Below are 15,563 nucleotides of genomic sequence, written 5' to 3'. Positions count from 1 at the left end.
GACCCGTTGGTTACAGCAGGAAGTCGCCTGCCCTCAGCGTGAGAGCAGCATCGATGTGCAGTACGAAATCAGCTTTTCCGTCACCATTGATATCACCATAGACGTAGGTGTCAGCCTTTGCCTTTTCATAGCGGAGTTCGCCGGCGGTGTTTGAGAATTCGCCCGTGCCGATGAAGGTGAAGGCTTGATCTCCTGCCTTTTTCAGGCTCGCATCGATCGCAGTGACGTCGATCAAATCCTTCTCCTTCTGTGAGAAATCGAAGATCGTGTCCGTTGCCGTTTTCGATGTTCCGAGTTCCTTCGCCGACCGGAAGAGGAAGCGGTCGCTGCCCGCGCCGCCGTAGAGGTCGTCGAAACCTGCACCACCGATGAGCCAGTCATTTCCCGCGCCGCCAGAAAGCACGTCGTCGCCGGCATCACCATCGATGATGTTGGCCTTGGCATCGCCAATGAGACGATCGGCATAGGAGGAGCCGGCGAGGTTCTCGATGGACGAATAGGTGTCACCTTTGGCGTCGCCGGTGTTGACGGAGGATTTCAACAGGTTTGCCACGACCCACGCCTTCGCGCCGGCATAAGATGCCGTGTCGCTTCCGGTGCCACCGATGAGACGATCTGCACCGATGCCACCGATCAACACATCGTCTCCGTCGCCGCCTTCGAGCACATCGTCCCCTGCGGCGCCATTGAGCACGTTCGTCTTGCCGTCGCCGATCAGTCTGTCGGCATAGGACGAGCCGCTAAGATTCTCGACCGATGAATAGGTGTCGCCCTTGGCATCACCGGTGTTGGCCGAAGGGTTAGCGAGACTTGCACTGACACCCGTTGCTGCACCCGCATAGGACGCGGTGTCAATTCCGTTTCCGCCAAGGAGCCGGTCCGCGCCGGCCCCACCAAACAGCACGTCATTGCCGTCGCCGCCTTCCAGAAGATCGTTTCCGCCATATCCGTAGAGCGCGTCATTGCCGGCAAAGCCCACGATGCGGTCCATGCCGATACCACCCTTGAGCACCTCGCCTTTCGCCGTGCCGGTGATGGTTTCCAGGATATCACTGATGGTGATCGTGAACACCTTCGTCACCTTGTTCACGCCATCAAAGACCTCGATTGTCACCGTGTCTTTCTGCGCCTTCTCGTAATCGATCGCTTTAGCCGTCATGAGCTTGGAGCCCGAGAGCTTGAAGAGGCCACCTGCCGTATCGAGAAGCTTGTAGCTCAGCACCTTGCCTTCAGGATCCTTTGACGCAAAGGTTCCCACAAGAGTTCCGGTCGCGACGTTCTCCTTGACGACGGTGCCTGAGAGAGTGGGCGCGGAAGGGACCTCGTTGACATCTTTCACGCTCACCGTGAGCGCCTGTGTATCGATCAGCTTTCCGTCGCTGACCTGCACGATGACGTCATAGGCGTTGTTCTTTCCTCCGTCCTTTGGCGTCTCGTAGTCGGGGGTGGCCTTGAAAACGAGCGCGCCGGTCTGGGCATTGATGGTGAAGAGCGCTTTGTCCGCACCGCCAACGATAGAATAGGTGAGCGTTGCCGCTTCTTTGTCAGTGGCCTTGAGGGTGGTGACGGCCTTCGTGTTCTCGGCGATGGTGACTGCAGCGGTCGCGCCACCGCCATCGGAGGAAATGACGGGGTTGTAATTCGCCGTATGGGTAGTGAGATCGTAGGTGAGGTTGGAGAAGGCGACACGCGTCAGCCCGGTGATGCCATCGACACCCGCGGCAACGAAAGCGTTCAACTCGGTATAGGTCAGTGCCTTTAGTTCGCTTGCCGTCATATCGATGTCGATACGATCCACACCGGCGTCATGCAGTGCGCTGCCCATTGTCTTAGTAAGCGTTTTTGCTTCGGCATAACCTATCTTTACCGTGACGGCATCGGCGCCCGTGAACCCGATGCCGGCGCCCAAATAGGTCTGGGCTGCGGCAAGTGTCAGGGTAAGCTTGTTGTCGGAGGCATCGATCAGGTCGATATGAATGGCCGCCAATCCTATAAGATCGAGCGTGTCCGGGTCGCTCCAGGTTGCCGAAGAAGCGGTAACGACGACGATATCCGCCGCGTTGAAGACGATTTCCGAAGCCGCAAACTGGTTTGCCTGCGCGAGGCTCAGCGTCACGGCGCCATTGGTCACATCGACTTCGCCGACGTTCCTGCCCGCGAGATTGGCGATGTTGGCAAGTGACAGACCAGAGATGGCGCTGCCACTATCGACCAGCCTGAGAACATCGACCCCCATCTCGCGATAGTTGGCAACGTCTTGAAAACTGACCGTTAGAAGATTTGCGGCCGTATCGGTGATGCGGGCTGTAAAATCCGAATCAAGCGACAAGCCTGCGTTTTTGACCGTTCTGGCTGTTGCGACGGAGAGATCCAGACTGGACTCCGCCGTGGTAATCGCGGCAATCCCGAAGGCCTTCGCCTGGGCTAGATCGTCGCCGCTCATCTCCGCAAGCGATGCGGCCGATACGCCCATGACGATCCGGTCGCCGTCGGCGAAATGAGCATTTACAGCCGAAAGAGCCTTGATCGCGGCCAGCGAAAGCACGGCCTTGTCGTCCGTCACGTCGAGCGTCGTGATGCCGAGAACCGAAAGGTCAGCGATCCCGTCGATGGCTAGTGCGGCGAAATTGGCTCCACTGTCGTGCACCGTAACCTTGCCGTTAACGGATTCTATGCCGACACCGTGCTGAGCAAAGGCGGCGAACTGCGAAACAGTGAGCGCCAGAGCCTGGTCAGCGACCACCTTCGAAACACCGACCGTCGCGAGATCGGCGACGTCGGAGGCGCTGAGGCTCGACAAGGCCGTTGCGCTGTCGGAAAGATGAACCAACTCGTCCGCGGCGAAACTGATCCCACCGGCGGCGAAAGCCTTCACCTGCGCCAATGAGAAAACGGCCGGTTCGGTCTCAGCGACATTCGTGTCGATTTTCGTTACGCCCCACTCGGCCAGTTCAGCGATCTGCGCTACCGTCAGATTGACAATGTTGAATTTGTAGTCGGTGAGCGTCAGGACATCTGAGGCCGCAAAGCGCACGCCAATGCTGTCGAGATATCGGTATCCAACCAGGCCAAGCGCGATCTCGTTCTCTGCGAGGTCGACGGTGTTCATGCCGAAGTTGGCGAGCGCGGCAAGTTTGCTGTCCAACGCGACCATCTGTAGAAATGTCATCTTGACCGTCGCCGCATCGCCGCTGGCCAAGGTGATCCCGGCGTCGAGATAGGCTGTCGCCTGGTCGAGGGCCAGGGTGATCTTGTTGTCGCTGACGTCCAGACCGTTCACACCAAGCGTCTTGAGGTGAGCGATATCGGTCGCCGAAAAGTCGTCGAGTACGGTGCCCGTGCCGCCGACCACAATGCCGCCGGCGCCGGTGATGCGGAAACCGGAAATATCTATGAGAGCGGTCGCGACCGCCTTTGAAAGCGTGACGCTGCCGCCGTCAGAAATCGTTACGGCGTCGATATCCAGTTCACGAAGGTTCGCAACCCCCGGAACGGTGAGCGCGGAGATCGCCGAGGCCGTATCGCTCACGGTCGCCTGTTCGGTGTCGTTCTGAAAGGTCCGCGTGTAGTATTTGCCATCGCTCGCGTCGAGCCATGTTACGGCGAAACCGCCGCCCGCCAGCGCCGTTATTTTCTGAAGCCGCTGGGCATTGGCTTCATTGACGTTGATGTCCAGCTCATTGCCGATCTTGATGCCATCGGCACTGAAAACCTGTGCGTTGATTTCGAAGGAGGCGCTGCTGGTGTTGAGGTAGTCGGTCCAGACGACTACATAGCCGCCTCCGGCAAGCCCGACGACCTGCGGGTCAAACTGATCCCCGACGACTGTCGTGTTGACGACCGAGACCGGGCCGATCTTCGTGCCGTCGGAGTCGAGGATCTGCGCGTAGATGCCAATATGCTGGCCGGGCGCTGAGTTCGGATCGTCCTGACCGCCCCATGCCCAAGTGACGACGTAACGACCGTTTTCCAGTGCGGTGATCTTCGGAGGATCCTGCGCATAGAGGCTGGAATTGATGGTTACTTCGGAACCGACCTTGTTGCCTTGATCATCAAAGAGCTGGACAACGATCGCATTTTCAAGGGTATAGCTGATCCAGGTAACGGCAAAGCGCCCGTCCGAAAGCGAGGCGACTGAAGGCGTCTCATGAGCGGCGTCCGTCGGGGCGTTGACGAAGAAGGCGTCTCCTACTTTCGAGCCAGAGGCGTCGATGATCTGCGCGGCCAGTGCCCTTTCGTCACTCCCCCCTACCCCCCAGATGATCATGACCCGACCATCGGCCATTTCCACGGTGTCGGTGATCTTGGCGCCCTCATCACTGATCGAAATGGTCAGATCAACCGCAGGACTCAGAGCCTGACGGCTGCCAACCGGCTGGCCATTGGCGTCATAACGCTGAAAGGTCAGACCGGCGTCTGACCCGGCATTCTGATAGATGGTGACCAGGTAACCGCCATCCGACAGGCCGGTCACACCGGGCATGTATTTGCGCGGCCCGTCAGTAGTAAGTTGGGCTGGGCCGCCCACGGCATCGCCCTCCGCATCGAACCTTTGCGCGTAAACGGCGCTGGAGGAGGAGCCGCCGTTGTGCGACCAGACGACGACATACCCGCCATCCGCCAATGCCGCTGCCGTTGACTGCGATTCACTCGTCAGCGCCGCCCCACTGACCTGCGTCACGGCTCCCAGCGGGTTTCCGGATGCGTCATAATGCTGGGTGTAGATGCTGCTTCCGGCACCTGCGACTGGGGCGCCCCGGTAGATGACCGCATAGGACCCGTCGCCCAGCGCCACGATGGATTGGCCGATGCCCGATCCGAGCGGGCGACCGACCGGCACATCTTGGCCCGTCGCGGCGCTCATCGTTTCGTGCTGCACGCCTGTGGTGATGCCGTTTGTGGCAAGGGCGTTGATCTGGTCGAGGCCGAGGGAAAGGTTGCCATCCGTTGCCAGAATTTGCGATACGCCCAGCGATTTCAGCGCGGCGATGCGCGAAGCGCTCAGCCCCTCGATTGTGTCTGTTAGGTCCTTGATCGAGATCACGTCGTTACTAGCAAATACCACGCCCTGCGAAACGAGAAGCTTCGCCTGCGCTACGGTAAGGCTCGCCCTGTTGTCGCCCAGGTTGACTTCCTGCGAAGGCAAGTCGGGCTGGATCTTGGACTGGATTTCGGCAAACGTGCTCATATCGGCGCTTCCTGATTTTCGTTTCGAGTGTGTGGCACGAATGTTTTCAAACCACGCGCCGTCAAAGGCCGGTTTTGTTGTTGCGCGGCCGTCTGTAGAGCGGGGCTTTCTCTCTCTGCAGAAATGCTCCTGCGCCCCCGCCTTGGAATTTAGAACCTCATGTCGATGGTCGCTGCGATTGTGTGGCTGACGGCGTCGCTGTTTAGGCTGGCGCGGTAGCTCAGCTTGCCTTCCAGCGCCGAGGTCGAGTGGGCGAACAGCAAGTCCGTCTCCAGGGCCACACGGTTTTTATCCGGATCGATCTTGCTGACTATCGGAGACCCCATGAGCTCGAGCTTGCGCTTGAAGTCGCCGAAGCTGCGGCCGTAGGCGATGTTCAAGGAGGGCGTCACGTCGAGGCCGCTCAACGCGACGGGTGCCGTGCTGACTTTCATGCCGACGCCGACTTCGCCGGTCGTCGCGGTTGCGCTGGCCGCGCTCAGCACGAGAACGCTGGTCCCGGTTTCATTCACGCCACCCAGATGCTGGCGCACCATCCGGCTGAAGACATAGGGGGAGACCTTCAGGTCATCGAACGCAAAATGGCTGCCGATCCGCGTGGTCGCCCACAAAGCCCGGTCGCTCTGATCGCCGGCGACGTCGAGACCCGCAAGACCGAGGATCGTATCGTCCATGCCCGGCGCCCGTACACGGCGCGTCTTGCCGGAGAAGAAGCTGGCACCGAGTGTGGCATTGGCAAAGAACGTGTCGTCGTCAAAGGCGATGTAGGGTGCCGCATGATAGGACGTATCTTCGGCGTGGTTGCCATTATCGGCGGCGAACCGGTTCTGGCTGAAGCCGACGGCTGCACCCACCGTCCAGCGATCGTCGAGCGCATAGTCGATACCGCCGATCAGGCCGCCGGTCGTGTAATCGCCGGAGAGGCCGGCGTTTCCAAGCGAAAGGCTTGACCGGCTGGCAAACGGGGTGAGCCAGAGGCCGTAGCCATTCGTTCCGGCTTGCGCCGAATGGCTTTCAATCACATCGGCAATCCGGTTCACGGTCGTTGCATGAGACCAGGCCGCCTGCGTATAGATCACGCCGGCTTCGGCCTCGTTGGTCGTCACCAGGTTGCCGACATTGAGCAGGCCCCAGCCGTAGATGTCATCCAGACCGGCGTCACCGATATCGGTGGCCGTCTGGAACACCAGCTGGGCAAGCTCTTGTTCGCTGGCATTGGGATAAAGCTGCTTGGCAATGGCGAGCGCACCTGTCACGTGCGGTGCGGCCATGGACGTGCCCTGCTCGCCGAGATACGTTTCGTCGAGCCAAGTTGAGTTGATCAGGCCCTCTTCACCGTAGAAATGGTCTCCGCCTGGTGCGGAAATGCAGAAATATTTTGCGCCACCGCCACAGCGTTGTGAATACCAGGCGAGTTCTCCTGCGGGATCGACAGCGGCGACAGTCATCCAGCCGCGTTGCAATTCGGGAAAGAACATCGGCAGGGCGCCTGGAACGCTTGGCACCGACCAGCTGTCGTTGCCTGCGGCCACCACCATCACACCGCCCGCATTGACGACTTCGCGATAGGCATTGAGTTCCTTGGCAGCGAAAGACTCGATCATGTCCGGGCTGTAGTCGGTGAACGGGCCGGGATAGCCATAGGACGCGTTGAAAATGCGCACACCCTGCTTGAGGGCATAGCGGTAGGCGCTTTCTGCTGCGACCTGCTGTTCTTCGAGAGAAGCATCATCCAGCAGGACTCTCAAGGCGACAATCTCGGAGCCCGAGGCAACGCCCATCATGCCTTTGCCGTCCCGGTTGGCGGCGATGATACCCGCCACATGGGTTCCATGACCATTGTCATCGTCGAGGCTGCCGCCAAAGCCATCGGTGCCGAGGCCGCGGTAGCGGCCGACCAGTTCAGGGTGCAGCTTGTCGCCGATCTGCAGGCCCGTATCGGCCACACCTACCCGAACGCCCTTGCCGTCGAGGCCCTTTTTGAGCGCCTTGTCGACGCCGATCATGCGCAGGCCCCATTGGCTGTTGAACTCGGCCTGGAAATCCTGTGCGCTGGCGGCAGACGACATGAGCAATGCGATGGCGCAGCACGCCCGCAGACGATAAGAAATCGATTTCATAGTGTTCCCCAGATCGGCACGAGCACTCATAGCGAGAGGGAGAACGTGGGATCAATCGAAGAAGCGGGTGTTACCCCAGTGCACCCAAAATTGAGTCACCCGACGGGCGCCGTGACATGCCGACGTGACGTTGCGCTGGTAGGAAGGTGGAAACGCATGCCATAAACGGCAGCTATGAAACGCGATCCGCAGATACGAAAAGTGATTTCAGCCAGATGAAATGGAATGGCGATTCGACATTTTTTGCCGTCTTGCGCGATGCGGCGGAACAGTTGCTTGCTATGCACGACACCGCGCCGCGCGTGGTCCGGTATGTCGCCAGCATGCAGAAATGGCTGATCACCCAGGCTATTGTCGCCTTGCATTTCGAGCGGAAGCACGATGATACACGGCCGCCGCTCACCGCCGGATCGCTGATCGATTTCTTCGCCGAACGCCAACCCTTCAGCAAGAACACGTTGACAGCGCATCTTGCGGAAATGCGTGCCTACGGACTGCTCGTACCGCTGGAAAGCCGGGACAAGCGCGTCAAGCCGCTGCAACTCAGCCCATACGGCGAGGCGCTGGTCGGCCAGTGGCTGGAAAGCCATCTTTCGGCCCTCGACCGGATGGATGGTGGCGACCGCCTCGCGACGCTTGGCGGGAATCCGCACCTGCTGGCCAGCATCCACCCGCTGGCCATTCGCGCTCTGGTCTTCGATCCGGCCTGGGCGGAGCCGCCGGCAAGCGTGGACCTGTTCGTGCGCACGGAATCAGGGAGCAACATCCTTCACGAACTCATCTGCCACTTGCCCGCCGACATCGCGAGCATGGCCGAGCCGATCCGTCTCGGCCCGCTCCGCGCAAGTGAGGTCTCAACCCGGCACACCTTGTCGCGAGGTCATGTCCAGAGAGTGTTTTCGCGGGCGCGGGCGGAAGGATTGCTGGTCTGGAGCCTGCCGGGCAATCAGGGAGATCTCTCGGTCTCACCAACTCTGCTATTGGACTATGCAAAATGGCAAGGTGTCAAGTTTCGAGCCATAGCGATTGCTTGCGGTTGTTTGCAGGAAGGGCCTTTGAACGACATCGAAAAATCTCGCCTCGTTCAAAGCTCTTGATGGGAGTCGAACCGCTGACCCGAACTCTGACACCCACTCGCCGCAAGCGCGGGCTCCCGTCACTTCAATACTTTTCGAACCCGAGTCGATTGACGAGACCGTCCCTAGCGACGGCTGCCGCCTTGAGCATATCAAAAGAGCTTGTCGAGCTCTACGGCGGCGCATTGCGATGGAGCTGATGATGCCGAGTCTGAGAGTTGACGTTGCGCCGCCAATCCAATCGAAGCTCACAGGCCAATCCGACTGGAGCTTTTTCATCTGATCAGACTCGTGGGAGTTGCTTCGCTTAGGTACCTTACAGCCGGCATCACGAGCAATGGCTGGTAGGTGATCCAAATGAGGTCTGAACCGCTAGATGGGGAGGTGGGCTTGGCAAACGAGCTCGCCCTTGAGACGCGCCGTCTCCAGACCCAGCTCGATGAAACAGTGGGCGTGGCGGGCGAGTGCAATGTTGTCGTCCCAGAGATTGCGCCAGATCGCCGTCTTCAGCGACAGGTCCTTGTCGACGATCGTCGTGGAAAAAGATTCGAAGGTGACATAGTCGTCCCAGCCGATCGCCACTAGTGCATCGAAGATCGCGGCAAAATCGATGGTGCCAGTGCCGAGGTAACCACGGTGGCTTTCACCGATATGGATATAGCCGATCTTGTCGGCGGCGTGACGGATGGCGAGGCCGACATCGGCCTCCTCGATGTTCATGTGGAAGGTATCGAGATGCAGCAGCACGTTCGATGCGCCCGTATCGAGGATATAGGCCATGCCCTGCGCCGCGGTGTTCAACATATTGCTTTCGAAGCGGTTGACGATCTCCAGATTGAGCGTGACGCCGGCGGCCCTGGCTCTGTCCGCCACCTTGGAGAGTGCCGAGACGCTGGTGTCCCAGCTTTTGCGGGTCAGCGCATGTTCCTGCTTGCCGTGTGCGGAACTCAAGATGCCGGCGAGCTTCGTGCCGCCGAGATCGCGCACGAGCGCCACCGCCCTGTCGAGAATATCCGTGCCGTTGGCGACCACCGAGGCGTCATCGCTCGAAATATCGCCTTCCGGCGGAAGCCCCATGCTGATCGCCACGTCGAGGCCGAGTTCCCGAATGCGGCTGGCAAGCCATTTCACATCGACCTGCTGCGGATCGAGATAGGAGAATTCGATGAGCTTGTAGCCAAGCCTGTGCGTGTTCTCGAGCGCCTTTTCAAGCTCGCCGCGCGAGGAGCCAGCGCTCCAGACGAAGGAATGGACCCCGATTTTCGACATATCTCGGCTGCTTTCTGAAATCGATTGAAGAAGGTCGGCCGGGCACGCCGCTTTCGCCTGCGTGCCCGGCCGTCTGGGAGGAAGGGTTAGCGGGCTGCGGTCCAGCCCTTGTAATCCTTGACGTTATCAGCCGTGATCAGCTGCGGATCGAGCAGAACGACCGGCTCAGCCGGCTTGGTGCCGTTCAGAACCTCGACGCCGAGCTTCAGTGCCTGGCCGGCCATGACATAGGGATCCTGCGATGCCGATGCCTTGATCATCGAATTGCCGCTGGCAAGCGACGTTTCGATATCCGGCGCGCCATCCACGGCGGTGAAGAAGAATTCGCTGCGGTTCAGCTGCTTGGCGGCGAGTTCGGCGCCGATCGCGGTCGGATCGTTGATCGCGAAGACGGCGTCGATCTTGTCGAAGCGGGTGAGCAGGCCCTGCATCACGGCAAGGCCGCCGTCGCGCGAGCCCTGGCCGTTCTGGTCGTCGGAGAGTATCTTTATGTCGGCATGTTTGCCGAGCGCATCCTTGCAGCCCTGAACGCGTTCGAGGATCGAGGAGGAGGCCGGGCCGTTGATGATGACGACGTCACCCTTGTTGCCAAGCTTGTCGGCGATGTAGTTGCAGGCTTCTTCGCCGGCCTTGACGTTGTTGGTCATGACGGTGACGTCGGCGCCGGGGGCGGAGACGTCGAAGGCGGCGACCACGATGCCGGCGGCCTGCGCCTTCTTCACGGCGGGCGTAATGGCCTTTGCATCGACGGCATTCAGCATGATGATGTCGACACCGGCGGCAATGAAGTTATCGACCTGCGAGACCTGCTTGTTGAGGTCGTAGTCGGCCGAGACCGAGATGACTTCGACATTCGGATTGATTTCCTTGGCGCGGTCCTCGATGCCCTTGATGGTGGCGACGAAGAACGGGTTGCCGAGAAGACCGACCGAAATGCCGATCTTGTTGAGGTCCTTGGCGGCTGCGGGCATGGCGAGCGCGGCAGCCATGGCGGTGCCGACGAGCAACGTGGACATAAGACGCATGTTTTCCTCCTTTGGTGGCGCTTGTCGCGCCGTTGTCTCCGGTTGCGACCGGTTCGTTCAGCCAGACCTCACGTCCGGCCAAGCCCTTTGAGCCTGTAGCGATCGAGGCCGACGGCGACGATGATGACGAGGCCCTTGATGATGTACTGCCAGATGTCCGAAACCCCGACGAGGATGAGGCCGTTGGAGAGGACGGCGATGATCAGCGCGCCGATGAGCGTGCCCCAGATGGAACCGACACCGCCGACGAAGCTGGTGCCGCCGAGGATGACCGCGGCGATCGCGTCGAGTTCGTAGGCCTGTCCGAGCTGGAGGCCGTTGGCCGCATAGAGGCGGGCTGCCGACATGGCGCCGCCAAGGCCGGAAAGCAGGCCCGACATCGAGTAGACGAAGAGCAGCACCAGAGGCACCTTGATGCCGGTGAGGCGTGCCGCCTCGGAGTTGCCGCCGACGGCATAGATCCAGGTGCCCAGCACCGTGCGCTTCAGAATGAACCAGGACGCGATAATCGTTGCGATCGCGATCACCGCGAGCCACGGCACGCCGAACAGCGAGCCGTTGCCGATGAAGTCGAACGGCAGGTCCGGGTTGAAGACGGTCGTATCATCACCGAGCAGGCGCGCCACGCCGCGAATGGCGGTCAGCGAGCCGAGCGTCACGATGAAGGGCGGCAGTTTCAGCCAGGCGATGATCGCGCCGTTGAGGAAGCCGCAGGCAAGGCCGGCCGCGATCGCTGCGGGAATGCCGAGCATGCCGAGATCCGGCACCAGCGAAACCATGACCGCGACCATGGCCGAGGCCGCGAGAATCGAGCCGACGGAAAGGTCGATGCCGCCCGTCAGAATGACGAAGGTCATGCCGGCCGCCAGCACCGTGTTGATCGATGCCTGCTGCATGACGATCGACAGGTTGTTGACGGAGAGGAACCGGCCGCTGAGCAGATGGAAGCCAATGGCCAGAAGCACGAGGACCGGCAGCATGCCGAGCGCCGTCAGCGTCGAGCGCAGTTTCAGCTTTTCCATCCGGCCCTGTTCGGTTTCGCTTGCACTCATGGTTTCGTCCCGTCTTCTTCGTTTCTGTCTTCGCAATCAGGCCGCATGGCCGGCTGAGCCGGTCGCAAGCGCCATGATCGCTTCCTGCTCGATCGGCGCTTCCGCCGAACCTGTCACTTCACCGGCGATCCGCCCCTCGCGCATGACCAGCACCCGGTCGGCAATGCCGAGGATTTCCGGCAGATCGCTGGAGATGACGACGATGGCGATGCCGTTCTGGGCGAGTTCGTCGATGATCCGGTAGATTTCCGACTTGGCGCCGACATCGACGCCGCGTGTCGGTTCGTCGAGAATGATGGCCTTGGGCTTCGTCTCGAGCAGACGCGCAAGCAGCACTTTCTGCTGGTTTCCCCCGGACAGAGCACCGACATTGATTTGCGTGCCTGCGGTGCGGATCGAGAGCGACTTCACCGAATGCGACGCCCGCTCTTGCGCTCGCGCGAAGTTGCGCACACCGGCCGCCTTCGCATCATCGGCGATCACGCCGATATTGATGTTGTCGCTGATCGACATGTCGAGGAACAGGCCGAGCGCCTTGCGATCCTCGGTGAGGTAGGCGATACCCGCGTCCAGCGCGTCACGTGGCGAGCTGATTGCAAGCGCCCTGCCGTTCAGCATCACGTCACCGGAGGTCCGGTTATCGGCGCCGTAGACGAGGCGTGCCAGTTCCGTGCGCCCCGAGCCGACGAGACCGGCAATGCCGAGCACTTCGCCGGCGCGCACCTCGAACGAGCAATCGTGCACCTTGATACCGTCGCCGATCTTTTCGACCGAAAGCACCGCCGCGCGTTCGCCTGCGGCCTGCCGGTGCTCCTTCTTGTAGAAGGACGAGAGATCCCGGCCGACCATCATCGAGACGAGCTTGCTGGCGGAAAGATCCGCGCGGTCGAGGGTGCCGACATAGGCGCCGTCGCGCAGCACGCTCACCCGGTCGGAGAGCTGATAGACCTCCTCCATGCGGTGGCTGATATAGATGATGGCGATGCCATCGGCCTTGAGACGGGCAATGACGTCGAACAGCCTGTCGGTCTCGCGGCTCGTCAGCGACGTCGTCGGCTCGTCCATGACGATGATGCGGGCGTTGGTGGTCAGCGCCCGGGCGATCTCCACCATCTGCCGCTCGCCCAGCGACAGTTCCGCAACACGGCGGGAGGCGTCGAAACCGATGCCGAGCTGCTTGAGAATAGGTTCTGCCCGGCGGCGCATTTCCGCGCGATCGGCAACGCCGAAACGCGACGGCTCGTTTCCGAGAAACATGTTCTGCGCCACCGTCAGGTTCGGCGCGAGCGAAAGTTCCTGATAGATGACCGCAATGCCATAGGCCTTGGCCTTCAACGGGTCGCCGAGCGTCACTGTCTCGCCGTCGATCAGCACCGAGCCGCCCGGATCGGCCGTGTAGGCGCCCGACAGGATCTTCATCAGCGTCGACTTGCCCGCGCCGTTCTCGCCCATCAACGCGTGCACTTCGCCGGAATGGACCGCAAGGCTCACCTGCGACAACGCTTTCGACACACCGAAGGTCTTGCTGATATTCCGCATCTCCAGGAGCGCGCGCTGCCCGTTCATGGTTGCCGTCATGCGCGCTTCTCCCTTCGCGAGGTCGGTTCACCCGATGTCATGGCATCGACATGGTGCCGCCATTCCCGCCGGTATTCGTCGAGGCCGGACATCAGTGCAGGTTCGGCGATCACGCAATCGTTGACGAAGGGATTGCGACCAATCGCGTCGAAGACGAGTGCAGCGGCACCAAAGGCGCTACCCTCCGGATTGGCGCTCGTGTGCACGGTTTGCTGCGAGCGAAGCGTCGCCAGAACGGAGGCATAAAGTCCCGTCTTCACAAGGCCGCCATCGATGACGATCGCATTGGCCGAGCCGATGAGGTCGAGAGACAGATCCGTCATCAGCGCGACATAGAGCATGGCGACAGCCGCCTGTTCCTCGCCTTCGACCGTCGGGCCGACGAAACGCCCTTCATGGCCCGGCATCGGCCCGCCGAGCGCGAAGGATGGCAGGGCAAAAGCACGCTTGGCGATCACTGCCGCCACTGCCTCCGGAGAAACCGGCTGTGTCCAGCCCCCGCTCGCAACATCATATTCCCGACCGCCCATGAAGCGGATGGTCGCAACCGGCTGATGGTCGACCGTGACATTGGCCAGCATGTCGCGCGCGGCGTCGAGCTTTTCAAGCGGACTTGCCGGATTGAAGATGATGACCCAGGTGCCGGTCGATACCAGCGTAAAATCCGAGAACCCGAGCGAGCGGTAGAAGTGGAGCGCGGCATTGCTGTCATGCACGCCGTTATGCACCGCGACCTTCGTGCTGCGCCCGTCGTCGAGCGTCACCGTATGCGCGCCAATGACGCTGCCGGCGCGCGAGAATTCCGGCATCTGGCCGCGCCAGCCCATGCGATCGACGAGGCTGCTGAAATCGTCCTGCAGCGGCGCCCAAAGATTGGAATGACAGCCGAGATAGGAAACCTCCGAGACAAGCCGGCCGGAAAACTTCCAGGTCCAGAACTGCGGATAGGCGAGGATGGCATCAGCCTTGGCGATGAGGCCCGGGTAGCGCTCGTTCAGCCACAGCAGATGCCGTCCATAGTTGAACCCCAGCGGCAGCGGCGGCGAATAGGTTTCGTTGAACTCGGGCGCCATCACGTCAATACGGCTGGCGATGTCAGCGGGTGGCTCCTGCTCATAATCCAGGATTGCGTGAACGAGCGCATCGCCCGCAACAAGCGCAAAGGTGCAGCCATGCCCCGAGAAGATCATGCGATCGACCCCGTGCGTCGCAACGGCCCGCGCCAGCTCGTCCTCCATCCAGCGAAAGAGAGCGGCATCATCCAGAACGCGCAGATCCGCGTGCTCGCGCCAGACGGGGCGGGTCCGCGCCTCGTCGATCACCCGGCCCTCGGCTGAAACGACGAACAGCTTGGAGTTTGTCTTGCCGAGATCAAAGACGGCGATGGGGGACTGGCTCAATTTGCCCCCCCGGTGGTTGCGATCGCGATGCTGACGCCGGCATCTTCCATCATCTTGGCGGCGGCATCGGTCAGGCCGTCATCCGTGATGATCGTTCCGATGCGCGACAGAGGCAGGGCAACGTTGCGCGGCTGGATCGAGAACTTACGGCTGTCGGCCAGCAGAACGATCTCATCCGCGCAGGCCGCAAGTTCGCCGATGACCTTGACGAGCAACGGATGGGACTCGAGCAGCCCCTTGCTGCTGATGCCCTGCGTGCCGACAAAGAACCGCGAGGCGAAGAAGCCCGGGGATCCCGCCGAAGGGTCGTGGATAATGCCCGGCTCACGGTAGAGCTCGCCGCCGGCGACCGACAGCTGGCAAGTGCCATGCTCGCCAAGATGAGCGGCAAGCGGCATCGAATTGGTCCAGACACGAAGATTGCGCCGCGCCAGGAGAGTGCCCAGTTGATAGCAGGTCGAGCCGGCATGCACGATGATGGAGTCGCCGTCGCGCACGAGATCCGCAGCGGCGGCGGCGATTGCCCGCTTTGCCTCGACCGCGATGTCGCGGTTCTCGTCGTAGGGCCTTGCGGAAAGGCGACCACTGTCGCCCGCCTCGCTGGCGGAAATCCCGCCATAGACCTTCCGGGCCCGGCCCAATTCATGAAGCTTGTCGATGTCGCGACGGATCGTGGCGGGCGATGCGCCGAGACGCTCCTGAAGATCGCGCACCGAAGCAAAGGGCGTTTCCCGCAAAAGGTCGATGATAGCCTTGTGGCGCTCGGTGTCGTTCACGGGTGCTCCTCTCCGGCGTCTCCCTCGCCGATGAACGAAGATAATCACACTAATACGATGCGATCAAGATATGTGACGT

9 protein-coding genes are annotated in these 15,563 nt (G+C 61.1%); 1 reads left to right on the top strand and 8 read right to left on the bottom strand.

Annotated features, from left to right (window positions below; translation table 11 throughout):
• Positions 1 to 10: 10 nt before the first annotated feature.
• Complete coding sequence (locus BSY16_RS23780) at positions 11 to 5,188, bottom strand: hypothetical protein (RefSeq protein ID WP_069062301.1); 5,178 nt, start codon at positions 5,186 to 5,188, stop codon at positions 11 to 13.
• A 149-nt stretch (positions 5,189 to 5,337) separates the two neighbouring features.
• Positions 5,338 to 7,308, bottom strand: a complete 1,971-nt coding sequence (locus BSY16_RS23775; protein ID WP_069062300.1) for a S8 family serine peptidase — start codon at positions 7,306 to 7,308, stop codon at positions 5,338 to 5,340.
• A gap of 146 nt (positions 7,309 to 7,454) precedes the next feature.
• On the opposite strand from BSY16_RS23775, the gene BSY16_RS23770 reads away from it, so the two are divergent.
• Positions 7,455 to 8,405, top strand: a complete 951-nt coding sequence (locus tag BSY16_RS23770; RefSeq protein WP_150130125.1) for a hypothetical protein — start codon at positions 7,455 to 7,457, stop codon at positions 8,403 to 8,405.
• A gap of 351 nt (positions 8,406 to 8,756) precedes the next feature.
• On the opposite strand, the gene BSY16_RS23765 is transcribed toward BSY16_RS23770, so the two are convergent.
• The 6 genes from BSY16_RS23765 to BSY16_RS23740 form a co-directional block, all read right to left on the bottom strand.
• A complete protein-coding gene (locus BSY16_RS23765; RefSeq protein WP_069062298.1) occupies positions 8,757 to 9,653 on the bottom strand; it encodes a sugar phosphate isomerase/epimerase family protein in 897 nt (298 codons plus the stop codon).
• An 86-nt stretch (positions 9,654 to 9,739) separates the two neighbouring features.
• A complete protein-coding gene (locus tag BSY16_RS23760) occupies positions 9,740 to 10,678 on the bottom strand; it encodes an ABC transporter substrate-binding protein (protein WP_069062297.1) in 939 nt (312 codons plus the stop codon).
• A gap of 68 nt (positions 10,679 to 10,746) precedes the next feature.
• The gene (locus BSY16_RS23755; protein WP_069062296.1) at positions 10,747 to 11,730 is read right to left on the bottom strand and encodes an ABC transporter permease subunit; all 984 of its coding nucleotides are present in this window, start codon (positions 11,728 to 11,730) and stop codon (positions 10,747 to 10,749) included.
• A gap of 36 nt (positions 11,731 to 11,766) precedes the next feature.
• Positions 11,767 to 13,308 carry a sugar ABC transporter ATP-binding protein gene (locus BSY16_RS23750; RefSeq protein ID WP_069062295.1) on the bottom strand — a complete coding sequence of 514 codons (1,542 nt, stop codon included), beginning with the start codon at positions 13,306 to 13,308 and terminating at the stop codon, positions 11,767 to 11,769.
• Positions 13,305 to 14,708: an FGGY-family carbohydrate kinase gene (locus BSY16_RS23745; RefSeq protein WP_069062294.1), complete on the bottom strand. Its 1,404-nt coding sequence runs from the start codon at positions 14,706 to 14,708 to the stop codon at positions 13,305 to 13,307. The genes BSY16_RS23750 and BSY16_RS23745 overlap by 4 nt, the downstream gene beginning before the upstream one ends.
• Entirely contained in the window at positions 14,705 to 15,484 is a 780-nt protein-coding gene (locus tag BSY16_RS23740) for a DeoR/GlpR family DNA-binding transcription regulator (RefSeq protein WP_069062293.1), read from the bottom strand. The genes BSY16_RS23745 and BSY16_RS23740 overlap by 4 nt, the downstream gene beginning before the upstream one ends.
• Positions 15,485 to 15,563 lie beyond the last annotated feature (79 nt).

It is taken from the genome of Sinorhizobium sp. RAC02 (assembly GCF_001713395.1).
GTDB lineage: Bacteria > Pseudomonadota > Alphaproteobacteria > Rhizobiales > Rhizobiaceae > Shinella.
The sequence above is the reverse complement of the archived record's forward strand: the minus strand, read 5'-3'. Positions and strand labels throughout refer to the sequence as shown.

Excerpts from the sequence above, each read along its gene's own strand:
- BSY16_RS23780 (WP_069062301.1), bottom strand. The coding sequence starts at position 5,188 with ATGAGCACGTTTGCCGAAATCCAGTCCAAGATCCAGCCCGACTTGCCT.
- BSY16_RS23775 (WP_069062300.1), bottom strand. The coding sequence starts at position 7,308 with ATGAAATCGATTTCTTATCGTCTGCGGGCGTGCTGCGCCATCGCATTG.
- BSY16_RS23765 (WP_069062298.1), bottom strand. The coding sequence starts at position 9,653 with ATGTCGAAAATCGGGGTCCATTCCTTCGTCTGGAGCGCTGGCTCCTCG.
- BSY16_RS23760 (WP_069062297.1), bottom strand. The coding sequence starts at position 10,678 with ATGCGTCTTATGTCCACGTTGCTCGTCGGCACCGCCATGGCTGCCGCG.
- BSY16_RS23755 (WP_069062296.1), bottom strand. The coding sequence starts at position 11,730 with ATGAGTGCAAGCGAAACCGAACAGGGCCGGATGGAAAAGCTGAAACTG.
- BSY16_RS23750 (WP_069062295.1), bottom strand. The coding sequence starts at position 13,308 with ATGACGGCAACCATGAACGGGCAGCGCGCGCTCCTGGAGATGCGGAAT.